This window comes from Streptomyces sp. NPDC093510, from assembly GCF_040683555.1.
Lineage (GTDB): Bacteria > Actinomycetota > Actinomycetes > Streptomycetales > Streptomycetaceae > Streptomyces.
The window spans coordinates 13211-38641 of record NZ_JBFBEE010000027.1 but is presented as its reverse complement, the minus strand read 5'-3'; the positions used below and the strand labels follow the sequence as shown (position 1 = coordinate 38641).

Below are 25431 nucleotides of genomic sequence, written 5' to 3'. Positions count from 1 at the left end.
CCTGTATCGCGACTATCGCCTCCCGGTGACGCCTCTACTGAGCCTTACCTCACAGGAACGGTCCGCCGGGCGCGTTCTACGCTGGTTGGCGCGTCGCCAATGGAGGCCGCGCCGCTGTCTGCCGAGTGAGGAATGGCCGCAATGCCAGAGTTTGAGTACTCCGATCTGCTCCCCCTGGGAGAGGACACCACCCCGTACCGGCTGGTGACCTCCGAGGGTGTCTCCACCTTCGAGGCCGACGGGCGGACATTCCTCAAGGTCGACCCGGAGGCGCTGCGCAAGCTGGCCGCCGAGGCGATCCACGACATCCAGCACTACCTGCGGCCCGCGCACCTGGCCCAGTTGCGGCGCATCATCGACGACCCGGAGGCGTCCGGCAACGACAAGTTCGTGGCGCTCGACCTGCTGAAGAACGCGAACATCGCGGCCGCCGGCGTGCTCCCCATGTGCCAGGACACCGGCACCGCCATCGTCATGGGCAAGCGCGGACAGAACGTCCTCACCGAAGGTGAGGACGAGAAGGCGCTCTCCAAGGGCATCTACGACGCGTACACGAAGCTGAACCTGCGCTACTCGCAGATGGCTCCCCTGAACATGTGGGAGGAGAAGAACACCGGCTCCAACCTCCCCGCCCAGATCGAGCTGTACGCGACGGACGGCGGCGCCTACAAGTTCCTCTTCATGGCCAAGGGCGGCGGTTCGGCGAACAAGTCGTTCCTCTACCAGGAGACGAAGGCCGTCCTGAACGAGGCCTCCATGATGAAGTTCCTGGAGGAGAAGATCCGCTCCCTGGGCACGGCCGCGTGCCCGCCGTACCACCTGGCGATCGTCGTGGGCGGCACCAGCGCCGAGTTCGCCCTGAAGACCGCCAAGTACGCCTCCGCGCACTACCTGGACGAGCTGCCCGCCGAGGGCTCCCCGACCGGCCACGGCTTCCGGGACAAGGAGCTGGAGGAGAAGGTCTTCGAGCTCACGCAGAAGATCGGCATCGGCGCGCAGTTCGGCGGCAAGTACTTCTGCCACGACGTGCGCGTGGTGCGTCTGCCGCGGCACGGCGCCTCGCTGCCCGTCGCGATCGCCGTCTCCTGCTCGGCCGACCGCCAGGCGACCGCGAAGATCACCGCCGAGGGCGTCTTCCTGGAGCAGCTGGAGACGGACCCGGCGCGCTTCCTGCCGGAGACCACGGACGAGCACCTCGACGACTCCGCGGACGTCGTGAAGATCGACCTCAACCAGCCCATGGACGACATCCTCGCCGAGCTCACCAAGCACCCGGTGAAGACCCGCCTCTCGCTGACCGGCCCCCTCGTCGTGGCCCGCGACATCGCGCACGCCAAGATCAAGGAGCGGCTCGACGCGGGCGAGGAGATGCCGCAGTACCTGAAGGACCACCCGGTGTACTACGCCGGTCCCGCGAAGACCCCCGAGGGTTACGCGTCAGGCTCCTTCGGCCCGACGACGGCCGGCCGCATGGACTCCTACGTGGAGCAGTTCCAGGCGGCGGGCGGCTCCAAGGTGATGCTGGCCAAGGGCAACCGCTCCAAGCAGGTCACCGACGCGTGCGACGCGCACGGCGGCTTCTACCTCGGCTCGATCGGCGGCCCGGCCGCGCGCCTCGCGCAGGACTGCATCAAGAAGGTCGAGGTCGTCGAGTACGAGGAGCTCGGCATGGAGGCGGTCTGGAAGATCGAGGTCGAGGACTTCCCGGCCTTCATCGTCGTCGACGACAAGGGCAACGACTTCTTCCAGAACCCGGCCCCCGAGCCGACGTTCACGCACATTCCGGTGCGGGGTCCGGGCCTGGCCTGATCTTTTAAGGGGCACGGGGAACTGCCCGACCAGCCACGACGCACCCGCAGAGGCCGACCGGCAGCAGTTCCCCGAACCCGCGGGCCTCAGGCGAACCGCTGGTTCGCCGCGCCCGCGCACTTCTGAAGCCGCACCGGCTCCTTGCCCCCCGCAAGGGTCAGACACAGCCCACTCGCGGCAGCAGGCCGCACCGTCCCGGCCTCCCGGACGAACTTCTGGTTGCCACCCCCGTGGCAGTTCCACAGGACGACGGCGGTGCCTTCCTTGTACGCGCCGTCAGGCACGTCCACGCAGCGGTCCTGGGTCAGCCCGGTGTGCAGGGACCCCCGGGAGTCGTCGTACCACCAGGTCTGGTTGCGGTTGCCGGTGCAGTCCCAGCCCTGGACCTTGGTGCCGTTGCGCGACGCCGACGCGTCAACGTCCAGGCACGTGCCGGTGCCCTCGTTCTTGAGGGGCTTGAACACGTCGTCCCAGGCCAGCTCGTACAGCTTCGGGCTGCCCGTGCTCGCCGGGTCGGCGCAACTGGCCTCGCGCTTGCCGGAGTTCTGGATCTGGGTGAGGCAGGACGCGAAGGCGGCGTGGCCGCGGGCGTTGGGGTGGAAGGACTGCCGGACCGAGTTGGAGTCCGGCGGGAACGGGTTGGACACGTCTACGTAGAGGCCGCGCGCCCAGGTGTCCTCCATGCAGACCTCGTGGCCGTGGAAGAGGCGCGAGTTGTCGAGGTAGGTGGCGCCCGCGTTCCGTGCGGCCTTGCGCATGCCGGCCTCGAAGGCGGGCACCGCGATGTTCCGGCCCCACTCGGTGTCGGAGTCGTAGCCGAGTCCGCCGCAGGCCAGCTTGCCGGGGAACTTCGGGTTGTCGCGGAAGTCCGGTCCTATCGGGCTCGGGTAGCCCATGGCGACGAGCTTGTAGTCGCCTTCCTGATAGCCCGCGTCCTTCATGACGGTCTTCAGGTCGCGGATGGACTGCTCGACCTTGGGCACGAGGGCGTCCACGCGCGCCTGCCAGCCGTCGTTGTACTTGCCGGCGCAGGCACCCTGGAGGAGCAGGTAGCGGGTGACGCAGTCCGTCATCACCGGCGCGAACTGGAGGTCGTCGTTGGCGCCGATGACGAGCAGGATCGTCTTGATCCTCGTGTTGCGCGCCTTGACGGCGAGGTTGTCGCTCTGCACCAGCTCGTCGGCGTACTGCTTCTGACCGCCGATCCTAATGTTGACGGTCTGCGCGCCCGAACAGGCGACGTTGTAGGTCACGTCGGCGGGGATGCCCGTGCGGTGGATGGCCGCGTCCGGCGAGCGGTGGCACCAGTTGTCGGGGCCGTCCGTGCCGGGTTCGTAACGGCCGACGCCCTCGCCGGAGATCTCGCTGTCGCCGAGCGAGATCAGGCCGGTCTTGCGGTCGGCCATGGGGCGCTCGGCCGGGCTGCCGTAGAGCTTGGTGGCCTCCGCGGCCCGGATCTTCTCCAGCTCGGGCGGCAGCGGGGTGGCGGCGGCCGCCTTCGCTTCGCTCCCGTCCGCCGCCTGCGCGGGTACGGCGGCCGCCGTGCCGAGCATCGCCGTCATCGCCGTCATCGCCGTCATCGCGACCGCTGCCGCGAACGAACATCGCAGGCGCCCCCGGCCGCTGTTTCGGCCACTGCGTCTGATGCGCTTCATTGCGCCTCCCCGGTGTGGTGTTACCCAGGGTTTTTACTGGTGGGTAGCAGGCTTGGGAATACCTGGAACAAGACAAGTGCTCAACTTTTCACGGGGTTTGAGCGGAGAGGTAGGTTCACGGCATGACCAGCGACGCCAGCGACGACCGCACCGGTGAGTACCGGACCGAGCACGACTCCATGGGCGAGGTGCGGGTCCCCGCGCACGCCAAGTGGCGTGCCCAGACCCAGCGCGCGGTGGAGAACTTCCCCATCTCCGGGCAGGTCCTGGAGCGCGCCCACATCGCCGCCCTCGCACAGATCAAGGCGGCCGCCGCCAAGGTCAACGCGGAGCTGGGGGTGCTCGACAAGGACATCGCCGGAGCGATCGCGGACGCGGCGGCCGAGGTCGCCGACGGACGCTGGGACGACCACTTCCCCGTCGACGTCTTCCAGACCGGCTCCGGCACCTCGTCCAACATGAACACCAACGAGGTCCTCGCCACCCTCGCGACGGAGCGGCTCGGCCGGGACGTACACCCCAATGACCACGTCAACACGTCACAGTCATCCAACGACGTCTTCCCGTCCTCGATCCACATCGCGGCGACGGGCGCGGTCAGCAACGACCTGATCCCCGCCCTGGAGCACCTCGCCGCCGCCCTGGAGCGCAAGGCCGAGGAGTTCGCGGACGTCGTCAAGTCCGGGCGCACGCACCTCATGGACGCGACGCCGGTGACGCTCGGCCAGGAGTTCGGCGGGTACGCGGCGCAGGTGCGGTACGGCGTCGAGCGGCTGCGCGCCTCGCTCCCCCGGCTCGCGGAACTCCCCCTCGGCGGCACGGCCGTGGGCACCGGCATCAACACCCCGCCCGGCTTCTCCGCCGCCGTCATCGCCGAGGTCGCGCGGACCACGGGGCTGCCGCTGACCGAGGCGCGCGACCACTTCGAGGCGCAGGGCGCGCGCGACGGCATCGTCGAGACCAGCGGGCAGCTGCGGACGATCGGCGTCGGCCTGACGAAGATCGCGAACGATCTGCGGTGGATGGCCTCAGGACCGCGCACGGGGCTCGCCGAGATCAACCTGCCGGACCTCCAGCCCGGCTCGTCGATCATGCCCGGCAAGGTCAACCCGGTCATTCCGGAGGCCGCGCTGATGGTCGCCGCGCAGGTCACCGGCAACGACGCGACGGTCGCGGCGGCGGGCGCGGCGGGCAACTTCGAGCTGAACGTCATGCTGCCGGTCATCGCCAAGAACGTCCTGGAGTCGATCCGGCTGCTCGCCAACGTGTCGCGGCTGCTCGCCGACCGGACCGTCGACGGGATCACCGCCAACCGCGAGCGGGCCCGCGAGTACGCCGAGTCGTCGCCGTCCGTCGTGACGCCGCTGAACAAGTACATCGGGTACGAGGAGGCGGCGAAGGTCGCCAAGCGGTCGCTGGCCGAGCGGAAGACGATCCGCGAGGTCGTCCTGGAGGCCGGGTACGTCGACCGGGGCGCGCTCACCCTCGAACAGCTGGACGAGGCACTGGATGTCCTGAGCATGACGCGTCCCTAGGGCCTGTCCCGCGGGGGCCGGTGCCCGGCAAAGTCGGCGTCTAGTATCTGTGCATGACAGACCTCGACGGGAAGACGACGACCGGTGGCGGGGCGGTGCGGTGGGCACCCGGAGACCACATCCTGTGGCGGTACCGGGAGAATTCCGGGGACCGTATCCACATCTGCCGCCCCGTCACCGTCGTGCGGGACACCGACGAGGTGCTCGCCGTGTGGATGGCGCCCGGCACCGAGTGCGTGAAGCCGGTGATCGCCGACGGCACGTCCGTGCACGACGAGCCGCTGGCCACCCGCTACACCAAGCCGCGCACCGTCCGCAGGGACCACTGGTTCGGCACCGGCGTCCTGAAGCTGGCGCGGCCGGACGAGCCGTGGTCGGTCTGGCTGTTCTGGGAGCCGGGCTGGCAATTCAAGTGCTGGTACGTGAACCTGGAGGAGCCGCGCACCCGTTGGGCCGGCGGCGTCGACTCCGAGGATCACTTTCTGGACATCTCCGTGCGGCCGGACCGCAGCTGGCGCTGGCACGACGAGGACGAGTTCGCGCAGGCCCGCCGGGTGGGCCTGATGGACGACGAGAAGGCCTCCGACGTACGTGCCGCGGGGCGGGCCGCGCTTGACGTGATCGATGACTGGCGGGCACCGTTTTCGGACGGCTGGCAGCACTGGCGCCCCGATCCGTCCTGGGTCGTACCGACCCTTCCGGATGACTGGGACCGTACGCCCGCGCATGTGTCCTCATGAGACCCTTGATGCGCCCCCGTGGTTCAAACGTAGGATCGTCCTCCGCAAGGGCGCACAGCAGTAACTCCGTGGGTCTGCGCGGTGCCTGACAGGAAGTCATCGAGGGGCGGCAGAACGTGAGCGAGGACCGCAGAGGTCAGGCCGAGGCCTTTGACGCCATCGGGCGGCACTACGACGAAGCCTTCCCGCACAAGGAGGGCCAGCTGGCCGCGGGCCGCCACCTCGCCACGGCGCTCCCGCCCGGCTCCCGCGTCCTGGACGTGGGCTGCGGCACCGGTCTGCCGACCGCCCGGCAGCTGGCCGAATCCGGCCACTCGGTGCTCGGCACGGACATCTCGGCGGGCATGCTGGACCTGGCGGGAAAGAACGTCCCGGCAGCCCAGTTCCGGCAACTCGACATCGCCGACCTGCGGGCCGAAGGCCCGGGCGGAGTCGGCCGGTTCGACGGTGTCGTGTGCTTCTTCTCCCTCCTCATGCTGCCGCGCGCCGAGATCCCCGAGGCGCTGCGGCTGCTGCACGGGCTGCTGCTGCCGGGCGGCCTGATGGAGCTGTCCATGGTCGAGGCCGACCTGGACGACGCGGCGATTCCGTTCCTGGGGCACACAATCCGGGTATCGGGTTACCTGCGGGACGAACTGCGGCAGGTCGTGCGTGACGCGGGCTTCGAGATCACCGGCGAGGACACGTACTCGTACGCCCCCGCGAGCACCGACGTACCACCCGAGCACCAGATCTTCCTGCACTGCCGACGCGGCTGAGCAACGTGCAACGCTGGACGGCGCGCACGGCGCGCAGCCCCGGACGGACGGATTCGAAACGCGTGACGGAGCACCTCACCCCCCACGAGGGTCGCAAGGCACCAGCTGCCCGGCCGACCGCCCCCGCGGATCCCCGCGGGGCGCTGCTGCGTTCCCCCGGGACCTCGGAGGAGGGCGGCACAGCCGTGCCGCCCTCCGGTGAACACACCCAGTCCCCGGCGCACTCGGCGTCCTCGGCCGCCGAGCCCGACCCGCACCGGCCGCGCCCCGTCCCGGAGAGCGGCGTGCCGTCGCAGTCAGGACCCGTGCCCGTGGGTCCGCCGGACGGCGAGGAGCGACGCTCCGGGCAGCCGCGGCCCCCGGGGACCGGCCCGGTGGCGATGCGGCGCGACGGCGACCGGCTGCGCTTCGTGGGCGCCGCGACCCGGCGCATCGCACGCGGCATAGACCTCGACGAGATCGTGATGGGTCTCTGCCGGGCGACCGTGCCGACATTCTCCGACGCGATCCTGGTCTATCTGCGCGACCCGCTGCCCGTCGGCGACGAACGGCCCACGGGCCCGCTGGTCCTGCGGCTGCGCCGCTCCGACCGGCTGCGCTCCATCGAGGAGGGCGGCGAGGACACCGACACCGACGGCGGCACGCCGCCCGCGCATCAGTCGGCGCCCGACATCACCGACGTGATGGGCAGCGCCGAGCTGTGCGAGGTGCGGCCCGGCGGCGCGCTCGCCGAGGTGCTGCGCGGTGTGCGCCCGGTCTTCGCGGACTCGGCGGCGGCGCGGGCCGCGCTGCCCGAACTGCTCGGCGAGGGCCGCACCCTGCCGGGCGGCCAGCGCGGCATCCTCGCGCCGCTGCGGGGCCGCCGCCGGGTGATCGGCGCGGCCGTGTTCCTGCGCCGCCCCGACCGGCCCGCGTTCGAGGCGGACGACCTGCTGGTCGCCGCCCAGCTGGCCACGCACAGCGCGCTCGGCATCGACAAGGCCGTCCTGTACGGCCGCGAGGCGTACATCGCCGACGAGCTGCAGCGCACCATGCTGCCCGAGACGCTGCCCCGCCCGACCGGTGTGCGGCTCGCCTCGCGCTATCTCCCGGCCGCCGAGACGGCCCGGGTCGGCGGCGACTGGTACGACGCGATCCCGCTGCCCGGCAGCCGCGTGGCGCTGGTCGTCGGCGACGTCATGGGGCACTCCATGACGTCGGCCGCGATCATGGGCCAGCTGCGGACGACGGCGCAGACCCTCGCCGGTCTCGACCTGCCGCCCCAGGAGGTCCTGCACCACCTGGACGAGCAGGCCCAGCGGCTCGGCTCCGACCGCATGGCGACCTGCCTGTACGCGGTCTACGACCCGGTCTCGCACCGCATCACCATCGCCAACGCCGGCCATCCGCCGCCCGTCCTGCTGCACCTGGGCGGCCGCGCGGAGGTCCTCCGGATGCCGCCGGGCGCCCCCATCGGCGTGGGCGGCGTCGACTTCGAGGCCGTGGAGCTGGACGCCCCCGCGGGCGCGACGCTGCTCCTGTACACGGACGGGCTCGTCGAGTCCCGCCTCCGCGACGTGTGGACCGGCATAGAGCAGCTGCGCGAGCGGCTCGCGGCCACCGCCCAGTTGACGGGCCCCGACCACCCGCCGCCGCTGGAGGCGCTCTGCGACGAGGTGCTCGACATGCTCGGCCCCGGCGACCGGGACGACGACATCGCGCTGCTCGCCGCCCGCTTCGACGGGATCGCGCCGAGCGACGTCGCGTACTGGTTCCTTGAGCCGGAGGACGCGACGCCGTCCCGCGCCCGCCGCCTGGCCCGCAGCGCGCTGGTGCGCTGGGGTCTCGAGGAGCTGACCGACTCGGTGGAGCTGCTCGTCAGCGAGGTCGTGACGAACGCCGTGCGGTACGCGTCGCGGCCGATCACGCTGCGGCTGCTCCGCACCGACGTGCTGCGCTGCGAGGTCGGCGACGACGTGCCGCAGCTGCCGCGGCTGCGCCAGGCGCGCGCCACGGACGAGGGCGGCCGCGGCCTGTACCTGGTCAACAAGATGGCGCGGCGCTGGGGTGCCACGCGGCTGAGCACGGGCAAGGTCGTCTGGTTCGAGCTGAACCGGAACTGACAGGACCCGGCGGCGTACGGGAAGGCGCCCCGGACCTGGATGGTCCGGGGCGCCTTTCTGCGCTGATGCGGCTGAACCCTGCGGTCAGTCCCTGCTGGGCCTGCCGTCCTCCGGGTCCGGGGGCCCTTCGGTGTCCGTCGGGTCCGGGTCGGCCGTCGGCGACGGGGTCGTCTTGGTCGGTGTCGGCGTCGGGGTCGGCGTCGCCGACGACTTCGTCGGGGTCGGCGTCTTCGACGGCTTCTTCGTCGGCTCGTCGTCCTCGGGCTCGCTCGGCGTGCTCGACGGCTCCTTCGGGGCCTTCGACGTCGGGTCAGGGACCGGTGCGATGGCGGCGCCCATGTTCGTGTCGAGGTCGAACGAGCTCGGCGAGCCCATCGCGTCGAACGTGTAGGCCGCCCAGATCTGGGCGGGGAAGCCCGAGCCGTTGATGCGCGGGAAGCCGCCCGCGCCCCTCATCGACACCTGCTTGTGCTCCTCGGCGGTGCCCTGGGCGCCCTCGCCGAACAGACCGACCGAGGTGACCATCTTCGGCGTGTAGCCGGTGAACCAGGCCGACTTGTTGTCGTCGGAGGTGCCGGTCTTGCCCGCCACGTCCTGCGCGGGGTTGCGCACCGCACTGCCGGTGCCGTCGTCGACCACGCCGGTCAGGACCGAGGTGATGGAGTCGGCGGTGCCGCGCTGGACGACCTGGTCGCCGATCGGGTCGGGCAGGTCGACCGTGCGGTCCTTGTGCTCGACCGAGCCGACGAGGGCCGGGGTGACCTTCTTGCCGTGGTTGTCGAGCGTGGCGTAGACACCGGCCATCTCCAGCGGGCTCGCGCCCATGGAGCCGAGGGTCTGGGCGGGCACGGCGGGCAGTCCCTTGACGTCCATGCCGAGCTTGCCCGCCGTCTCCATGACCTTGGGCATGCCCACGTCCACACCCATCTGCGCGAAGACGGAGTTGACGGACTTGTTCATCGCCTTCTGGACGGTGACGGGCCCGTAGCTGATGTCGTCCTCGTTGGGCGGCGAGAAGGCGACGTCGCCGCCCTTGACCGGCCGCTCGCTGGTGCCGTCGTAGACGGTGCTCGCGGTGATCGGCAGGCCCTCCTGCGTCTTGGAGCCGTTCTCCAGGGCCGCGGCGAGGATCAGGGGCTTGAAGGTGGAGGCCGACTGGTAGTCGCGGCGGGTGGCGTTGTTCGTGTAGTGCTTCACGTAGTCCTCGCCGCCGTACATGGCGAGGACCTTGCCCGTCTTGGGGTCGACGGACGCTGCGCCGGCCTGGACGCGGGCGTCCGCCTTGTTCTTCTTGCGGTCGAGCTTGTCGTTCAGCTTCGCGTCGACGGCCTTTTCGAGCTGCTTCTGCTTCTTGGGGTCGATGTTCAACGTGATCGTGTAACCGCCGGCCGCGAACTCGGCCTCGCTGAGGCCGCTGTTGCGCAGGACCTCCCGCTTGGCCTCCTCCACGAGGTAGCCGATCTGGCCCTCACGGCCGGGCGGCGCCTTGGGGTCGTCCGGCACGGGGAACTTCATCGCCTCGCGCTTGCCGGAGTCCAGCCAGCCCTCCTCGACCATGTTGTCGAGGACGTAGTTCCAGCGGGCCTTGACGAGCTTCCTGCCGGTCGGGGTCGCGGCCTGCCAGTCGTACTGGCTGGGGGCCTGGAGCAGGGCGGCGAGGTAGGCGCCCTGGTCGACCGTCAGCTTCTTGGCGTCGACGCCGTAGTAGGCCTGGGCGGCGGCCTGGATGCCGTAGGCGTCGCGGCCGTAGTAGCTGGTGTTGATGTAGCCCGCGAGGATGTCGTCCTTACTCTTCTCGCGGTCCACCTTCAGCGAGATGACCAGTTCCTTCAGCTTGCGGCTGACCGTCTGGTCCTGCGTGAGGTAGTAGTTCTTCACGTACTGCTGGGTGATCGTCGAGCCGCCCTGCTTGCCCTTGCCGGTCACCGTGTTGAGGACGCCGCGGGCCGTGCCCTTGAAGTCGATGCCCTCGTCCTTGTAGAAGGACTTGTTCTCGGCGGCGACGAAGGTCTTCTGAACGCCCTCGGGGACCTTGTCCAGGTCGACGATCTCGCGGTTCACGTCGCCGGTCCGCGCGATGACCTCGCCGTTGCTGTACTTGTAGATGTTGCTCTGCTTCTTCGCGGCGGCGTTGCCCTCGGGGATGTCCACCACGAGGTACAGCACCACGAAGCCGAGCATGCCGAGCAGGCAGAACCCGAAGAACGTCCCGAGGATCTTCTTCCAGGTGAAGAAGCGGCGTATGCCGGTGCGCTTGCCGCCGGACGGGCGCTTGCGCGCTGCCCTGCGGGCCCCGCGCTGCCGCGCTTGTCGTTCTTCGGCTCGGCCCATGACTGAGAGTGCTCCGCTTCCGTCTAGTCAACATGCGTACGTCGAGTCAGCTCATGAAGCTAACACCGCACCCTGGGACAAACTCCTGCCGATCCGGTCTTTTGCGGACGTGACAATGAGCACCTGCCCCTTAAGAACCGACGTTCGCAGGGCCTGGATGGTTGCCCAGCCGTCGCACATGTGAGCTGCCCGACGGACTCTGCACCGGGCGTATACACAGCGGGTATACACGGCGTGTAGAGTGCTCCGCATGTCCATTGGCCACACCCTTCTGGGACTTCTGGAATCCGGCCCCCGGCACGGCTACGACCTCAAGCGCGCCTTCGACGAGAAGTTCGGGCACGACAAGCCCCTGCACTACGGGCAGGTCTACTCGACCATGTCCCGGCTGCTGAAGAACGGCCTCGTCGAGGTCGACGGCATAGAGGCGGGCGGCGGCCCCGAGCGCAAGCGGTACGCGATCACCGAGGCCGGCATCACCGATGTCCAGCGGTGGCTCGCCACCCCGGAGAAGCCGGAGCCCTACCTCCAGTCGACCCTCTACACCAAGGTCGTCCTCGCGCTCCTCACCGAACGCGACGCCGCCGAACTCCTCGATGTACAGCGCGCCGAACACCTGCGCCTGATGCGCATCCTCACCGACCGCAAGCGCAAGGGCGACCTCGCCGACCAGCTCATCTGCGACCACGCGCTGTTCCACCTCGAAGCCGATCTGCGGTGGCTCGAACTGACCGCCGCACGTCTCGGCAAGCTCGCCCAGGAGGTTCGCTCCGCATGACCCCCGCAGGTTCCCTTCTCGTGGCCCACGGACTCCGCAAGGCGTACGGCCCGACCACCGCGCTCGACGGCGCGGGCTTCTCCATCCACCCCGGCGAGGTCGTCGCCGTCATGGGTCCGTCCGGCTCCGGCAAGTCGACCCTGCTGCACTGTCTCGCCGGGATCGTCCGTCCCGACGAGGGCTCCATCACGTACAACGGCCGTTCGCTGACCGGGCTCTCGGACGCGGAGCTGAGCGCCCTGCGCCGCAGCGAGTTCGGGTTCGTCTTCCAGTTCGGCCAGCTCGTGCCCGAGCTCACCTGTGTCGAGAACGTCGCGCTCCCGCTGCGTCTGAACGGCGCCAGGCGCAAGGAGGCCGAGGCGACCGCCCGCTCCTGGATGGAGCGCCTGGAGGTCGACGACGTCGCCGCCAAGCGGCCCGGCGAGGTCTCCGGCGGCCAGGGCCAGCGCGTCGCCGTGGCCCGCGCCCTCGCCACCAGCCCGCGCGTGATCTTCGCCGACGAGCCGACCGGCGCCCTCGACTCCCTCAACGGCGAACGCGTCATGGAGCTCCTGACCGACGCGGCCCGCTCCACCAACGCGGCCGTCGTCCTCGTCACCCACGAGACCCGCGTCGCCGCCTACTCCGACCGCGAGATCATCGTGCGCGACGGCCGCTCCCGCGACATGGAGCGGATCGTATGAGCGCCTGGACACGCGACCTCGGCATGGGCATACGGTTCGCGGCGGGCGGTGGCCGCGAGGGCTGGATCCGTACGATCCTGACCGCCGTCGGCGTCGGTCTCGGCGTCGCCCTGCTGCTCGGCGCCGCCTCGGTGCCGAACATGCTGGAGAACCGCGACGACCGGTCGGTCGCCCGCACGCCGTACGCCTCGATGGACGGCAAGCCGCCCAAGGCGGGCGACGCGACGATCATGGTGCGCGACACCGGCACCGAGTTCCACGGGCGCACCGCGACCGGCAGGTTCCTGAAGGCCGACGGCGACCACCCGGTGCTGCCGCCGGGGCTCGACAAGATCCCGGAGCCCGGCGAGATGGTCGTCTCGCCCGCGCTGCGCGACCTGCTCGACGACCCGGCGAACAAGCTGCTCAAGGAGCGTTTCAGCAAGTACCGCCAGGTCGGGACCGTCGGAGAGGCGGGGCTCGTGTCGCCGCTGGAGCTCTACTACTACGTGGGGGCCGACCCCCTCACCTCCGCGCACGGCGCCCATCGCGTCGAACGCTTCGGCCAGGACGACTCGCTGCCCCTCGACCCGTTCCTGATGGCGCTCGTCGTGCTGATCTGCGTCGTCCTGCTCACCCCCGTGGCGATCTTCATCGGCACCGCGGTCCGGTTCGGCGGGGACCGGCGCGACCGGCGTCTCGCCGCGCTGCGCCTGGTCGGCGCGAGCGCCCGCTCGGTGCGCAGGATCGCCGCGGGCGAGGCGCTGTTCGGGGCGCTGCTCGGCCTCGCGGCCGGCGCCGTCCTCTTCCTGCTCCTACGACAGCTCGTCGGCGTCGTCGACCTGACGAACGTCAGCGCGTTCCCGTCCGACATGGTGCCCGCGCCCGGCCTGGTGGTGCTGGTCGCGGTGGCCGTGCCGGTGTCGGCGGTCCTGGTGACGCTGATCTCGCTGCGGTCGGTCGCCATCGAGCCGCTCGGCGTGGTCAGGGGCGGCAAGCAGCGCAAGCGCCGCCTGTGGTGGCGGGTGGTCCTGCCGGCCGCCGGCATCGCCATCCTGCTTCTCTCCGGCCGCATCGACGCCGACATGGGCAACGACGCCGTCAACGTGACGGCGATCGCGGTGGGTTCGGCGCTCGCCCTGGTCGGGCTCAGCGCACTCCTCCCCTGGCTCGTCGAGGCGGTCGTGGGACGGCTGCGCGGCGGTCCCGTGCCCTGGCAGCTCGCCGTCCGCAGGCTGCAGATGACGTCGGGCACGGCGTCCCGCGCGGTCAGCGGGATCACCGTCGCGGTGGCCGGCGCGGTGGCGCTGCAGATGATGTTCGCGTCCATGCACGACGACTTCAACCAGGTCACCGGGCAGGACCCCACGCGTGCGCAGCTGACGGTCCACAGCATGACCGGCAACGGCCCGCTCGCCCAGCGGATGATCGACGACTTCACCCGGACCGAGGGCGTCACGAAGGTCATCGGGACCGTGCAGGCGTACGTCACCCGGCCCGGCGGCAAGAAGGAGGACGGCATAACGCCGACCACGGAACTGACCATCGGCACCTGCGCGACCCTGCGCGAGCTCGCCGGCATCGGCTCCTGCAAGGACGGCGACACCTTCGTCTCGCACACGGGCAGCCGGAAGCAGAACGAGTGGGTCGACACGACCGCACGCCCCGGTAAGCCGGTCAACGTCGGCCCCGACCCCGACTTCGACAAGAAGGCGAAGCCGGTCCTGTGGACGCTGCCGAAGGACTCACGCACCGTCAAGGCCCGGCCCAACCCGTCCGGCACGAGGTTCGACGGCATCTTCGCCACGCCCGGCGCGGTCGACATCAAGATGCTGGACGACGCGAGTACGACGTCCTGGGTCAAGCTCGACCCGAAGACGCCGGACGCCGAAGAGCACGTACGCAACGCGGCGACCCGCATCAGCCCCTTCCTCGGCGTGGACTCGATCAAGGCGGTCGACCGCGACAAGCAGTACGCGTCCATCGCGCGCGGCCTGCAGATCGGCGCGAGCGTCACGATGGCGCTGATCGCCGCGTCGATGCTGGTGTCGATGATCGAGCAACTCCGCGAGCGCAAGCGCCTGCTGGCCGCGCTGACCGCGTTCGGCACGCGCCGCTCGTCGATGGCGTGGTCGCTGCTGTGGCAGACCGCGATCCCGGTGGCCCTGGGCCTGGCCCTGGCGATCGCCGGCGGCCTCGGCCTCGGCGTGGTCATGACCCGCATGATCGGCAAGAGCGTCACCGACTGGTGGTCGTTCGTACCCCTGACGGGCGCGGGCGCGGCGATGGTCGCAGCAGTAACCCTCCTGAGCCTCCCACCCCTACGCCGAATGATGCGCCCGGACGGCTTGCGCACGGAGTAGCCCCCGTTCGGGGGGGGCGCCCCTCAGGAGCGCGGGGAGGCTCTAAGGGGCGCGGGGGCGCTTTTAGGGGAGCGGGGAACTGCGCGCCCAGCCCCCTCCGGGCCGCAGAAAACCCCGACCCGGAGGACCCACAGTCAGGGGCGCGGGGAACTGCGCGAACACCCCCACCGGGCCGCGGAAAAACCCGAGCCGGAGGCCCCCAGGGGCGCGGGGAACTGCGCGACCAACCCCCACCGGCCCGCGCAGAGAAGCGAACCGGCGCCGCGGCGGAGGAGCCGGTGCGGGTCACACCACCCGCACCGGCAACGGCCGCACCGCCTCCTTCAGGGCCAGGGCCAGCTCCTCGTACTCCGCGGCCCGCGCCGCCCCGGTCCGCATCGCGAGAGCGATCCTCCGCGTGGGCGCGGGATCGGCGAAGTACCCGGTAAGGAGCTGATTGCTGCGGGTCGTCTCGACCCGCACAGCCGTGCGCGGCAACAGCGTCACCCCGAGCCCGCCCGCGACCAGCTGCACCAGGGTCGAAAGCCCGGCGGCGGTCGTGGTGACGGGGGCGTCCGCGCGGCCCGCCTCCCGGCAGATGTCGAGAGCCTGGTCGCGCAGACAGTGGCCCTCGTCCAGGAGCAGCAGGTTGAGCTCCTTCAGCGCCTCGCGGGGAATGCCCTCGCGGCCGCCGAGCCAGTGGTCGAGCGGGGTGACGAGCACGAAGTCCTCGTCGAAGAGCGGCAGTTCCGTGACGCCGGGCATGCCGAGCGGCACGGCGAGCAGCAGCAGGTCGAGCCGTCCTGCCGTGAGCCCTTCGAGGAGCGAGGAGGTCTGCTCCTCGTGCACCTGGAGGTCCAGGTCCGGGTACTTCTCGTGGACGAGGGCGATCACGGTCGGCAGCAGGTAGGGCGCGACGGTCGGGATCACCCCGAGCCGCAGCGCCCCGGTGAACGGCGCCTTGACCGCGTCGGCCTCCTCCATGAGCGCCTCGACCTCGCCGAGGACGGCCTTGACCCGCAGGGAGAGCCGCTCGCCGGCGGGCGAGAGGAGCACCTTGCGTGTGGTCCGCTCCAGGAGCTGGACACCCAGTGCCTCCTCCAGCGCCGCGACGGCCCCGGAGAGCGCGGGCTGACTCATCCCGATCGCCGCGGCGGCATCCCGGAAGTGGAGATGCTCGGCCACGGCGGCGAAGGCGCGGAGCTGCGCCAGGCTGGGCTGTCTGCCACTGGGCTGCTTGCCCCTATTTATGGCTCGCACTGATAACCACCTCCGATCAACACGACCCACTCTAGCTATTTCCCTAATCAATGCACCCTGTGCCACCATCGACATCAGTCCAACCCCACAGGAAAGTCCCCAAAAGGGACTCTCTTCGCGCAAGGAGTACGTGTGCTCACTGTCGGTGACAAGTTCCCCGAGTTCGACCTGACCGCCTGCGTCTCGCTGGAGCAGGGTAAGGAGTTCGAGCAGATCAACCACAAGACCTACGAGGGCAAGTGGAAGATCGTCTTCGCGTGGCCCAAGGACTTCACCTTCGTGTGCCCGACCGAGATCGCCGCCTTCGGCAAGCTGAACGACGAGTTCGCCGACCGTGACGCCCAGATCCTCGGCTTCTCCGGCGACTCCGAGTTCGTGCACCACGCCTGGCGCAAGGACCACCCGGACCTGACGGACCTGCCCTTCCCGATGCTGGCCGACTCGAAGCACGAGCTCATGCGTGACCTCGGCATCGAGGGCGAGGACGGCTTCGCGCAGCGCGCCGTCTTCATCGTCGACCAGAACAACGAGATCCAGTTCACGATGGTGACCGCCGGTTCCGTGGGCCGTAACCCCAAGGAGGTCCTCCGGGTCCTCGACGCCCTGCAGACCGACGAGCTCTGCCCCTGCAACTGGAGCAAGGGCGACGAGACCCTCGACCCGGTCGCGCTGCTCTCCGGCGAGTGAACAGGAGCCTCTGACATGGCACTCGACGAACTGAAGTCCGCCGTACCGGACTACGCCAAGGACCTGAAGCTGAACCTCGGCTCGGTCATCGGCAACAGCGACCTGCCGCAGCAGCAGCTGTGGGGCACCGTGCTGGCCTGCGCCATCGCGTCCCGCTCCCCGAAGGTGCTGCGCGAGCTGGAGCCCGAGGCGAAGGCGAACCTCTCCCCCGAGGCGTACACGGCCGCCAAGTCGGCCGCCGCCGTCATGGCGATGAACAACGTCTTCTACCGCACGCGTCACCTGCTCTCCGACCCGGAGTACGGGACGATGCGCGCCGGTCTGCGGATGAACGTCATCGGCAACCCGGGTGTCGAGAAGGTCGACTTCGAGCTGTGGTCCCTCGCGGTCTCCGCGATCAACGGCTGCGGCCAGTGCCTGGACTCGCACGAGCAGGTCCTGCGCAAGGCCGGTGTCGACCGCGAGACGATCCAGGAGGCCTTCAAGGTCGCCGCGGTCATCCAGGCGGTCGGCGTCACGCTGGACTCCGAGGACGTCCTGGCGTAACGCCCAGAGACGCCCAGAGACACAGAGTGGGCCGGAACCTTCGGGTTCCGGCCCACTTCGCGTTTCCCGTACACCCGTACGGAGTGGAGCTACAGCGGGGGCTGCTTCGTCGGCTCCGCCGGTGACGCGCCCACCGCCGTGGCACCCCGCGGCTGCGGTGCCTGCTTGAGGGCCGCCTCGCGGGAGTACGCCCGCAGATAGCCGACGACCGTGTTCGTGACGGCCACCAGCGGCACCGCCACGACCGCCCCGCCGATCCCGGCGACCATGCCGCCCGCGGCGACCGAGAGGATCACCGCCAGCGGATGCACCCGCACCGCGCGGCCGAGGATGAACGGCTGCAGGATGTGCCCCTCGATCTGCTGCACGGCGAGGACCACGGCCAGCGCCATCACGGCCGTGAACACCCCCTGCGTGACCAGCGCGACGACCACCGCGAGGGCACCGGAGACCACGGCGCCGACCAGCGGCACGAACGAGGCCAGGAAGATGATGACGGCGAGCGGCACCGCCATCGGCACCCCGAGGAAGTAGATGCCGAGGCCGATGAAGATGGCGTCGATCATGGCCACTATCACCGTGCCGCGCACATACGCGGTGAGCGTGCGCCAGGCCCGCGGTCCCGCCCCCGCGATCCCGGGCCGCGCCTGGGCGGGCACCAGCTTCAGGAACCACTGCCAGATGCGCTTGCCGTCGTAGAGCAGGAAGAGCGTCGAGAACATCGCGAGCAGGATGCCGGTCAGCGTCTCGACGATGACCGTGACGCCTTCGAGGCCCGCGGAGGTGAGCTCCTCGGTGTTGGCGCCGACCGCGTCGCGCAGGCTCTTGGCGATGTCGTTGATCTGGTCCTCGGTCACGTGGAAGGGGCTGTTCAGCAGCCACTTGCGCAGGTCCTCGATGCCGTCCTGGACCTGCCGCGACAGTTCGTCGGCGTTCTCCATGACCTGCCACACCACGAACCAGCCGACCAGGCCCATGATGACGAAGCCGAGGATCGCGGTGACCGCGGTCGCGAGACCGCGCGGCAGACCGAGGTTCCTGAGCCGGGCCACCGTGGGCTGCAGCAGCGCGGTGATCAGCAGGGCCGCCACGAAGGCGAGCACCACCAGCTGCACCGCGCTGATGACCTTCATCAGGACCCAGAGCGTGCCCGCGAGGACGAGGAGGCGCCAGCCGGCCTCGGCCGCGACCCGCATCCCCCACGGCACGGCCGCCGCGGGATCGGGCCGGGGTGCCACCGCGGGCGCGTAATCGGGCGGCGGGGGCACGTACTCCTGCTCGTGCTCGCCGGTGATGACGTCACCCGGCTCGCCGGTCTCCGGGTCGGTGTCCCGGTCGGCGTTCTTCTCACGCCGCTCGTTCAACCGCTCGCTCACCCCGCTCAGTCCGGCACCGACCCGGCCGAACCACCCTGGCACTCGCGACATGTTCCGTCCTCTTCCCCCGTCTTTCCCCACCACTCCCCCCTGGAGCTGTCCGGACCGACCGTACACGGATGAGGCCCCTCACCGAAGGACGGTGAGGGGCCTCATCAGGTTGAGCACGGCACGGCCGGAAGGGGGCCTAGTACCAGTTGTTCGCCTGCCAGAAGCTCCAGGCGCCGCACGGGCTTCCGTAGCGGTCGTTCATGTAGTTCAGGCCCCACTTGATCTGCGTGGCCGGGTTGGTCTGCCAGTCGGCGCCCGCCGAGGCCATCTTGGAACCGGGCAGCGCCTGGACGAGGCCGTAGGCACCCGAAGAGGCGTTCTGTGCCTTGTAGTTCCACGTGGACTCGTGGTTGACGATGTTGCTGAAGCACTGGAACTGGTCGCCGGGGACCATCTGCCGTGCCATCGCCTGGACCTGAGCGACCGTGTAAGAGCCCTGGGGCTTGAAGCTGGAGGCGTCGCGGGCGGAGGAGCGGCTGGCCTTGGTCTCGGCCTTCTCCTCACGCTCCTTCTTCTCCGCGGCCTTCTGGGCGGCCTCTGCCTTCTCCGCGGCCTTCTGCTTCTCGATGGCCGAGGCGGCGGCCTGCTTGCGGGCCTCCTCCGCCGCGGTCTTCTTCGCCGCGGTGTCGGCGGCCATGGCCTGCGCGTCGGCCTGCTGCGTCAGGGACGCGGTCTGGACCTGGGCCTGCTGACCCGCGGGTATCTCTGCGAGGAGCGTCGCGTCGCTTGCCGCTGCCTCGAGGTCGTTCGTGTTCGAGGGCTGGGTGTCGCCCGAGGCGACACCCACGACAGCGCCGACGGTGGTGACCGCGGTGGCCGAAGCCACGGCGAATCCCCGGACCGAAATCCGGCTCACACGGTTTCCTTCCAGCATCGCCCGCATAGGTGACCTCGCGGACGCAATCGTGCCCCTGGCGCTGGCCTCCGCTTGTCGATCGGTCACGGGAGGCACGGGCCCGGTGGACAACTCCCGGTGCGGGAGCGTCGCGTGGTGCTTCGGGCGGCATGCGACGGTCACTATGAAGTTCTGTGGTGCTCGGGTTGCCGTACCTCTGGGGGTACAGGTGTGTCGCATGCGGGGCCTGACAGGACCCAGACTCTGCCCCAGCCGGACAGCGCAAGGCAATTCTCCGTTGCGTGGGAAAGCTCACACCCCGTTTGCCCCAGGAGTTTTACGGAAACAGGCACACGCGAAGACGCCGCCCGGCTAGGCTCACTCGCTTCGCCGGACGGCGCCAATCACCGTGCATACCGCGTCAGATGTGGCCGTCCTCCAGCATTTCGGTCACCAGTGCCGCGATCTGTGAACGCTCCGAGCGCGTGAGCGTGACGTGCGCGAAGAGCGGATGGCCCTTCAGTTTCTCGACGACGGCGACCACTCCGTCGTACCGCCCGACGCGGAGGTTGTCGCGCTGGGCCACGTCATGGGTCAGTACGACACGGGAGTTCGCCCCGATGCGGGACAGCACGGTCAACAGGACGTTCCGCTCCAGGGATTGCGCCTCGTCCACGATCACGAACGCGTCGTGCAGCGAGCGTCCGCGGATGTGGGTGAGCGGCAGCACCTCGAGCATCCCGCGCGCCGTGACCTCCTCGATGACCTCCTTGCCCGCGACCGAGCCGAGCGTGTCGAAGACCGCCTGCGCCCAGGGCCCCATCTTCTCGGCCTCGGTGCCGGGCAGGTAGCCGAGCTCCTGCCCGCCCACCGCGTACAACGGCCGGAAGACCATCACCTTCTGATGCTGCCTGCGCTCCAGGACGGCCTCCAGGCCCGCGCAGAGCGCGAGCGCCGATTTGCCGGTGCCGGCGCGGCCGCCCATCGAGATGATCCCGACGTCCGGGTCGAGGAGCAGGTCGAGCGCGACGCGCTGTTCGGCGCTCCTGCCCTTGAGGCCGAAGGCCTCGCGGTCGCCGCGGACGAGACGGACGTTGCCGTCGGCCGTGACGCGGCCCAGGGCCTTGCCCTTCTCGGACTGGATGGTGAGGCCCGTGTGCACGGGCATGTCGGCCGCCTCCGGGACGTAGAGATGGTCCTCCTCGAAGAGGAGGTCCACCTGCTCTCCGGAGAGCGTCAGTTCGGACATTCCGGTCCAGCCGGAGTCCGTGATGGCGAGCTCGGCCCGGTACTCCTCGGCGAGGAGCCCCACGGACGACGCCTTGATCCTGAGCGGCAGGTCCTTGGAGACGACGGTGACGTCGTACCCCTCGGCCTGGAGGTTGCGTGCTACGGCGAGAATCCGAGAGTCGTTGTCCCCCAACCGGTAGCCGGCCGGGAGCACGCCGGGATCGGAGTGGTTGAGCTCGACGCGCAGCGAGCCGCCCAGGTCCCCGATCGGGATCGGGGCGTCCAGGCGGCCGTGCCGGATACGGAAGTCGTCCAGCAGGCGCAGTGCCTGCCGGGCGAAGTAGCCGAGCTCCGGATGGTGCCGCTTGGCCTCCAGCTCCGTCACCACGACGACGGGCAGCACTACTTCGTGCTCGTCGAAGCGGGTCAGGGCGTTCGGGTCGGCCAGCAGGACGCTGGTGTCGAGAACATAGGTGCGCCTGTCGGGCATGCGGCGCTTTGTGCTGGTCACCACGGAAGGACGTACCCCCTCGGATGAGGTCGGGGAGCGACGGGAGGGTGCAGGACCGGTCTCGGGCCACGATGCGTGGGCCGAGCGCCGGCCCTCCACGTCGCCCGTGTTGCGCACACGGTCGTCCTGGTGCAAAGGGCCTCCCGGGCGGACGGCCCCATGCCGTCCGCTGAGATACGACGTCCCTTTTCGGATACTGCTGGGACGTCGACCTGGAAGGCTTATTCCCTCGAACAAGCGCAGCCATGCCAGGGCATATGACGACGCGTTGGTTAACTCCGGGTTACCCCGACCTCAGGGGCACGGGCGGGTCAGCCGCCGTAACGCCGGTGGCGCGCCGCGTAATCACGCAGGGCACGCAGGAAGTCGACCTTCCGGAAGGCCGGCCAGAAGACTTCGCAGAAGTAGTACTCGGAGTGAGCGGACTGCCAGAGCATGAATCCGGAGAGGCGCTGTTCACCACTCGTACGGATCACCAGGTCGGGGTCCGGCTGGCCGCTGGTGTAGAGGTGCTTGGAGATCTGGTCGATGTCGACGCTCTCCGCGACCTCCTCCAGGTCGGCGCCCTTCGCCGCGTGCTCCAGGAGCAGTGAGCGGACGGCGTCGGCGATCTCCTGGCGGCCTCCGTAGCCGACGGCGACGTTGACCAGTATTCCCTTGTTGTGGTGGGTCGCCTCTTCGGCTTCCTTCATGACCATCTGGGTGTGGGCAGGCAGCAGGTCGAGCGCGCCGACGTGGTGCACACGCCAGCGGCCGTCCGCGACGAGCGAGCGCACGGTGGCCTCGATGATCCCCAGGAGCGGCTTCAGCTCGTCCTCGGGCCGGTCGAAGTTGTCCGTCGAGAGCATCCACAGCGTGACGACCTCGACGTCCGTCTCCGCGCACCAGCCGAGGAACTCCTCGATCTTGTGTGCGCCCGCCTGGTGGCCCTGTGCGGTGGTCCCGCCCGCAGCCTTCGCCCAGCGACGGTTGCCGTCGAGGATGACCCCGATGTGCTTGGGCACCTGGTCGTGGTCGAGGCGGCCTTCCACCCGGCGTGCGTAAAGTCCGTACACCAGGTCGCGCAGGTTCACGTGTGTCAGCCTCCAGCAGATGGCGATCCTCCAGGGGCGCGCCCAGAGCAACCCCGAGGGCGACACCCTACCGTCGCTCTAGTGTCCCTCCACAGTCGGGGCGCAGGCTGCTGAAGTAGCTTCGTACCCATGAACGACACGTCTATGTATCGCGCGGCGCCGGACCGGTACGACTCGATGGAGTACCGGCGCACGGGTCGCAGCGGCCTGAAGCTGCCCGCCGTCTCGCTCGGCCTCTGGCACAACTTCGGCGACGACAAGGCCCTCGACACGCAGCGCGGGATTCTGCGGCGCGCCTTCGACCTGGGCGTCACCCACTTCGACCTGGCGAACAACTACGGTCCGCCGCCCGGCTCCGCCGAGCTCAACTTCGGCAAGGTCTTCGCGCAGGACTTCGCCCCGTACCGCGACGAGCTGGTCATCTCGACCAAGGCCGGCTATCTCATGCACCCCGGCCCGTACGGCGAGTGGGGCAGCCGCAAGTACCTGCTGTCGTCGCTGGACGCGTCGCTCGCGCGCATGGGCCTCGACTACGTGGACATCTTCTACTCGCACCGCTTCGACCCGGAGACTCCGCTCGAGGAGACGATGGGCGCCCTGGCCTCGGCCGTGCGGCAGGGCAAGGCGCTCTACGTGGGCGTGTCGTCGTACAACAGCGAGCAGACCGCGGAAGCGGCGCGCCTCCTCAAGGAGATGGGCGTTCCGGCGCTCATCCACCAGCCGTCGTACTCGATGATCAACCGATGGACCGAGGAGGACGGTCTCCTCGACACGCTGGAGGCGACCGGCATGGGCTGCATCTCCTTCGTGCCGCTCGCCCAGGGCCTGCTCACCGGCAAGTACCTGAAGGGCATCCCGGAGGGTTCGCGCGCGACGCAGGGCAAGTCCCTGGACCCGGGGCTCCTGAGCGACGAGGTCGTACGCCGCCTCAACGGCCTGAACGACATCGCGGCGGGCCGCGGCCAGTCCCTCGCCCAGCTCGCCCTCAACTGGGTGCTGCGTGACGAGCGGATGACGTCCGCGCTGATCGGCGCCTCCAGCGTCAAGCAGCTGGAGGAGAACGTGGCGGCGCTCGCGGGTCCGAAGCTGACGGACGCCGAGCTGTCCGCGATCGACACGTTCGCCGTGTCGACGCCCGGCACCAACATCTGGGCCGGGCGGGGCTGACCCGGCGGGTCGATACGAGGGAGCCCCGGGCCGGAGTCGTTCCGGCCCGGGGCTCCTTTCGCCCACGGCGTGCGCCGGAGCGTTTGCTGTTCGGCGCGTAGCGTGTTTGCTCCGTGCTCCGTCAGGCGCGCGGGCGGTTGAACCACGCGCCTGCCGCGCCCTGCGAGAGCAGGATGACCGTGGCGATCGAGCCGAGCAGCGGCAGCAGGCCGCCCGGGTTGCCGGAGGCCGCGCCGCCGAGGCCGAAGAGGATCTGCACGCTCATCAGGACGATGCACGTGATGCGGACACCGTTGCCGCCGGCGTCGAAGCGAAAGGCCATGCCGGCCGCGACCAGGAGGCAGATGTTCACGCCGAGGGCGGCGCCGCCCGTCTCCGGGTTGGCCATGGCTATCAGGATGATGCTGCCGAGGACGGTGAGTCCGCCGAGCACCCAGATGACGATCTGCGCGGCGCGCACGACGCCCGGCATCTGCTGCGGGGGCATCGGACCGGGTCCGTAGCCGTAGCCGGGTCCGTAGCCGGGTCCATACCCAGGGCCGTATCCGGGGCCGTATGCGTGTCCGGGGTCCTGGGCGGGGCCGGTGTACCTGGGGAGGCCGGACTGCGGGTCGGGCTGGGAAGCGGGCGGCGGCGGGAACTCGTTCGACATGTCCCTGACGATAACGGGGTGTCGATCTTCACCGGCGGTCGGTCCGGGGCGATCGGACCCGGCCTGTGGGCGCCCACGCCGTGGCACAAAAAAACGGGCCGGTCCGTGGGGGGGAGACGGACCGGCCCGAGGGGGGGTTTCCACCATAACCCTTCGTAAGTGCTGCTGGGTGCATCCGCGCCACACAACTACTCTCCGAGAGCGGCCGACGACTGCGCGGTCCCGTTCTACCGGCGGAATCGCGGGTTCGAGGGCGATTTCCGGCCGGGCGCGGCCGTACCTCCCAAGAGGGACCCCTGAAGGGGCGCGCGCTTGACGCCCCGGGCTGCCGGGCCGCTAACTTCGCGGACATGGCGACGATGACGGTCTCCGCTCCCCCGCCCGAAGCCGCCCCGGGGACTTCCCCGGAGGCCCGATCGCAGACTCCGGAGATCCCGCTGGAGATCGCGGGCTCGGCGCGGGCGCGGCGGCAGGGTCTGCTCGGGCGCGCGGGCGTGGCGGGGGCGATCTTGCTGACGCCGGCGAGCAGTGTGCACACCGTGCGGATGCGCTTCGCCATTGATGTGGCGTATCTCGACCAGGAGTGGCGCGTGTTGTCCGTCCGGACGATGCGGCCCGGGCGGATCGGGCTGCCGCGCCCGCGGGCCCGGCATGTGATCGAGGCGGAGGCCGGGGCGATGGCCCGGTGGGGCGTACGCCGGGGTGCGCGGATCGTCGTGCGCGACGGTTGATGCGGCGGGAGGTGCAGGCTCGCGGTGCCGCGCGGCCCCCTCCACCGCGCGGCACCGCCCGCGCGGTTTGCTCGCGCGAATTAGCCTTGGTCTGAACTTACGTGACGCCGACGGGCGGATCGAGCCAGTATTGATAACGATGCGGAATCTCGGCTTCGATTACGGGACATACGTCACGAGGTGCGACACAAGGCGCGTCATGCCCGAATTCCCCACTTACGCGGCACTATTCGCGCCTTCGCCCGCTCCGGCGCCCACCGCGCCCTTGTTCGCGATCACCTGCTGCATGTGCTCGTCCCCCCACAACCCCAGAGGCAACAGGGCCGCGTTGAGCGACTGGCCGAGGTCGGTCAACGAGTACTCGACCTTCGGCGGCACCTCTCGGTACACCTCGCGGTGCACGATGCCGTCGGACTCCAGCTCCCGGAGCTGCTGGATCAGCACCTTCTCGCTGACGCCGGCGATGTGCCGCCGCAGCTCACCGAAGCGCAGCGTCACGCCCGAGTGCAGCGCCCAGAGAATCATGGGCTTCCACTTGCCGCCGACGACGTCCACCGCGGCGTCCAGTCCGCAGGCGTACGGCTTGCTGTCCTTCGGCAC

General features: G+C 70.0%; 21 protein-coding genes. 12 read left to right on the top strand and 9 right to left on the bottom strand.

Annotated elements, in window-relative coordinates; translation table 11 throughout:
* The first annotated feature begins 141 nt into the window (after positions 1-141).
* Positions 142-1809 (top strand): fumarate hydratase, encoded by a 1668-nt coding sequence (locus tag AB0N81_RS33490; RefSeq protein WP_365365059.1) that lies wholly within the window; start codon positions 142-144, stop codon positions 1807-1809.
* 86 nt (positions 1810-1895) lie between these two features.
* Here the strand turns inward: AB0N81_RS33490 and AB0N81_RS33485 are convergent, their stop codons facing one another.
* On the bottom strand, positions 1896-3362 hold the full coding sequence (locus tag AB0N81_RS33485) for a ricin-type beta-trefoil lectin domain protein (protein ID WP_365365188.1): 1467 nt from the start codon (positions 3360-3362) through the stop codon (positions 1896-1898).
* A gap of 224 nt (positions 3363-3586) precedes the next feature.
* Between AB0N81_RS33485 and AB0N81_RS33480 the strand changes: the two genes are divergently transcribed.
* The 4 genes from AB0N81_RS33480 to AB0N81_RS33465 all read left to right on the top strand — a co-directional run bounded on the left by AB0N81_RS33480 (position 3587) and on the right by AB0N81_RS33465 (position 8599).
* Positions 3587-4999 (top strand): class II fumarate hydratase, encoded by a 1413-nt coding sequence (locus tag AB0N81_RS33480; RefSeq protein WP_365365057.1) that lies wholly within the window; start codon positions 3587-3589, stop codon positions 4997-4999.
* A gap of 53 nt (positions 5000-5052) precedes the next feature.
* The gene (locus AB0N81_RS33475) at positions 5053-5739 is read left to right on the top strand and encodes a DUF402 domain-containing protein (protein ID WP_365365055.1); all 687 of its coding nucleotides are present in this window, start codon (positions 5053-5055) and stop codon (positions 5737-5739) included.
* Between the two features lie 116 nt (positions 5740-5855).
* Positions 5856-6497 carry a class I SAM-dependent methyltransferase gene (locus AB0N81_RS33470; protein ID WP_365365053.1) on the top strand — a complete coding sequence of 214 codons (642 nt, stop codon included), beginning with the start codon at positions 5856-5858 and terminating at the stop codon, positions 6495-6497.
* Between the two features lie 62 nt (positions 6498-6559).
* Entirely contained in the window at positions 6560-8599 is a 2040-nt protein-coding gene (locus AB0N81_RS33465; protein WP_365365050.1) for an ATP-binding SpoIIE family protein phosphatase, read from the top strand.
* Positions 8600-8683: 84 nt separating this feature from the next.
* On the opposite strand, the gene AB0N81_RS33460 is transcribed toward AB0N81_RS33465, so the two are convergent.
* Positions 8684-10930, bottom strand: coding sequence for a transglycosylase domain-containing protein (locus AB0N81_RS33460; protein ID WP_365365048.1), 2247 nt, complete (start codon positions 10928-10930; stop codon positions 8684-8686).
* A gap of 250 nt (positions 10931-11180) precedes the next feature.
* On the opposite strand from AB0N81_RS33460, the gene AB0N81_RS33455 reads away from it, so the two are divergent.
* Genes AB0N81_RS33455 through AB0N81_RS33445 form a run of 3 tightly spaced genes read left to right on the top strand, consistent with a single transcriptional unit; the run spans position 11181 to position 14733 of the window.
* On the top strand, positions 11181-11708 hold the full coding sequence (locus AB0N81_RS33455) for a PadR family transcriptional regulator (protein WP_150171593.1): 528 nt from the start codon (positions 11181-11183) through the stop codon (positions 11706-11708).
* A complete protein-coding gene (locus AB0N81_RS33450; protein ID WP_365365046.1) occupies positions 11705-12391 on the top strand; it encodes an ABC transporter ATP-binding protein in 687 nt (228 codons plus the stop codon). The genes AB0N81_RS33455 and AB0N81_RS33450 overlap by 4 nt, the downstream gene beginning before the upstream one ends.
* Positions 12388-14733 (top strand): FtsX-like permease family protein, encoded by a 2346-nt coding sequence (locus AB0N81_RS33445; protein WP_365365044.1) that lies wholly within the window; start codon positions 12388-12390, stop codon positions 14731-14733. The genes AB0N81_RS33450 and AB0N81_RS33445 overlap by 4 nt, the downstream gene beginning before the upstream one ends.
* Positions 14734-15018: 285 nt before the next feature.
* Here the strand turns inward: AB0N81_RS33445 and AB0N81_RS33440 are convergent, their stop codons facing one another.
* A complete protein-coding gene (locus AB0N81_RS33440) occupies positions 15019-15963 on the bottom strand; it encodes a LysR substrate-binding domain-containing protein (protein WP_365365186.1) in 945 nt (314 codons plus the stop codon).
* Between the two features lie 141 nt (positions 15964-16104).
* Between AB0N81_RS33440 and AB0N81_RS33435 the strand changes: the two genes are divergently transcribed.
* Both AB0N81_RS33435 and AB0N81_RS33430 read left to right on the top strand, forming a co-directional pair.
* Positions 16105-16659 carry a peroxiredoxin gene (locus tag AB0N81_RS33435; protein WP_150171589.1) on the top strand — a complete coding sequence of 185 codons (555 nt, stop codon included), beginning with the start codon at positions 16105-16107 and terminating at the stop codon, positions 16657-16659.
* A gap of 15 nt (positions 16660-16674) precedes the next feature.
* Positions 16675-17205 carry an alkyl hydroperoxide reductase gene (locus AB0N81_RS33430; RefSeq protein ID WP_365365041.1) on the top strand — a complete coding sequence of 177 codons (531 nt, stop codon included), beginning with the start codon at positions 16675-16677 and terminating at the stop codon, positions 17203-17205.
* Positions 17206-17294: 89 nt separating this feature from the next.
* Here the strand turns inward: AB0N81_RS33430 and AB0N81_RS33425 are convergent, their stop codons facing one another.
* The 4 genes from AB0N81_RS33425 to AB0N81_RS33410 all read right to left on the bottom strand — a co-directional run bounded on the left by AB0N81_RS33425 (position 17295) and on the right by AB0N81_RS33410 (position 22281).
* Positions 17295-18632 (bottom strand): AI-2E family transporter, encoded by a 1338-nt coding sequence (locus AB0N81_RS33425; RefSeq protein WP_365365039.1) that lies wholly within the window; start codon positions 18630-18632, stop codon positions 17295-17297.
* Between the two features lie 136 nt (positions 18633-18768).
* Positions 18769-19506, bottom strand: coding sequence for a lytic transglycosylase domain-containing protein (locus tag AB0N81_RS33420; protein WP_365365037.1), 738 nt, complete (start codon positions 19504-19506; stop codon positions 18769-18771).
* Positions 19507-19888: 382 nt separating this feature from the next.
* Positions 19889-21211: a PhoH family protein gene (locus AB0N81_RS33415; RefSeq protein WP_365365035.1), complete on the bottom strand. Its 1323-nt coding sequence runs from the start codon at positions 21209-21211 to the stop codon at positions 19889-19891.
* Positions 21212-21519: 308 nt separating this feature from the next.
* Complete coding sequence (locus AB0N81_RS33410; protein ID WP_365365033.1) at positions 21520-22281, bottom strand: isoprenyl transferase; 762 nt, start codon at positions 22279-22281, stop codon at positions 21520-21522.
* 129 nt (positions 22282-22410) lie between these two features.
* On the opposite strand from AB0N81_RS33410, the gene mgrA reads away from it, so the two are divergent.
* A complete protein-coding gene (gene mgrA, locus AB0N81_RS33405; protein WP_365365031.1) occupies positions 22411-23448 on the top strand; it encodes an L-glyceraldehyde 3-phosphate reductase in 1038 nt (345 codons plus the stop codon).
* Positions 23449-23569: 121 nt separating this feature from the next.
* Here the strand turns inward: mgrA and AB0N81_RS33400 are convergent, their stop codons facing one another.
* Positions 23570-24100 carry a hypothetical protein gene (locus AB0N81_RS33400; RefSeq protein ID WP_365365029.1) on the bottom strand — a complete coding sequence of 177 codons (531 nt, stop codon included), beginning with the start codon at positions 24098-24100 and terminating at the stop codon, positions 23570-23572.
* A gap of 359 nt (positions 24101-24459) precedes the next feature.
* On the opposite strand from AB0N81_RS33400, the gene AB0N81_RS33395 reads away from it, so the two are divergent.
* Positions 24460-24831, top strand: coding sequence for a DUF192 domain-containing protein (locus tag AB0N81_RS33395; protein ID WP_365365184.1), 372 nt, complete (start codon positions 24460-24462; stop codon positions 24829-24831).
* Between the two features lie 216 nt (positions 24832-25047).
* Here AB0N81_RS33395 and AB0N81_RS33390 read toward each other — a convergent pair whose 3' ends face one another.
* Positions 25048-25431: a helix-turn-helix domain-containing protein gene (locus AB0N81_RS33390; protein ID WP_365365028.1), complete on the bottom strand. Its 384-nt coding sequence runs from the start codon at positions 25429-25431 to the stop codon at positions 25048-25050.

Excerpts from the sequence above, each read along its gene's own strand:
- AB0N81_RS33475 (WP_365365055.1), top strand. The coding sequence starts at position 5,053 with ATGACAGACCTCGACGGGAAGACGACGACCGGTGGCGGGGCGGTGCGG.
- AB0N81_RS33395 (WP_365365184.1), top strand. The coding sequence starts at position 24,460 with ATGACGGTCTCCGCTCCCCCGCCCGAAGCCGCCCCGGGGACTTCCCCG.
- AB0N81_RS33480 (WP_365365057.1), top strand. The coding sequence starts at position 3,587 with ATGACCAGCGACGCCAGCGACGACCGCACCGGTGAGTACCGGACCGAG.
- AB0N81_RS33455 (WP_150171593.1), top strand. The coding sequence starts at position 11,181 with ATGTCCATTGGCCACACCCTTCTGGGACTTCTGGAATCCGGCCCCCGG.
- AB0N81_RS33450 (WP_365365046.1), top strand. The coding sequence starts at position 11,705 with ATGACCCCCGCAGGTTCCCTTCTCGTGGCCCACGGACTCCGCAAGGCG.
- mgrA (WP_365365031.1), top strand. The coding sequence starts at position 22,411 with ATGAACGACACGTCTATGTATCGCGCGGCGCCGGACCGGTACGACTCG.
- AB0N81_RS33400 (WP_365365029.1), bottom strand. The coding sequence starts at position 24,100 with ATGTCGAACGAGTTCCCGCCGCCGCCCGCTTCCCAGCCCGACCCGCAG.
- AB0N81_RS33460 (WP_365365048.1), bottom strand. The coding sequence starts at position 10,930 with ATGGGCCGAGCCGAAGAACGACAAGCGCGGCAGCGCGGGGCCCGCAGG.
- AB0N81_RS33420 (WP_365365037.1), bottom strand. The coding sequence starts at position 19,506 with ATGCTGGAAGGAAACCGTGTGAGCCGGATTTCGGTCCGGGGATTCGCC.
- AB0N81_RS33425 (WP_365365039.1), bottom strand. The coding sequence starts at position 18,632 with ATGTCGCGAGTGCCAGGGTGGTTCGGCCGGGTCGGTGCCGGACTGAGC.
- AB0N81_RS33485 (WP_365365188.1), bottom strand. The coding sequence starts at position 3,362 with ATGCTCGGCACGGCGGCCGCCGTACCCGCGCAGGCGGCGGACGGGAGC.
- AB0N81_RS33445 (WP_365365044.1), top strand. The coding sequence starts at position 12,388 with ATGAGCGCCTGGACACGCGACCTCGGCATGGGCATACGGTTCGCGGCG.
- AB0N81_RS33490 (WP_365365059.1), top strand. The coding sequence starts at position 142 with ATGCCAGAGTTTGAGTACTCCGATCTGCTCCCCCTGGGAGAGGACACC.
- AB0N81_RS33430 (WP_365365041.1), top strand. The coding sequence starts at position 16,675 with ATGGCACTCGACGAACTGAAGTCCGCCGTACCGGACTACGCCAAGGAC.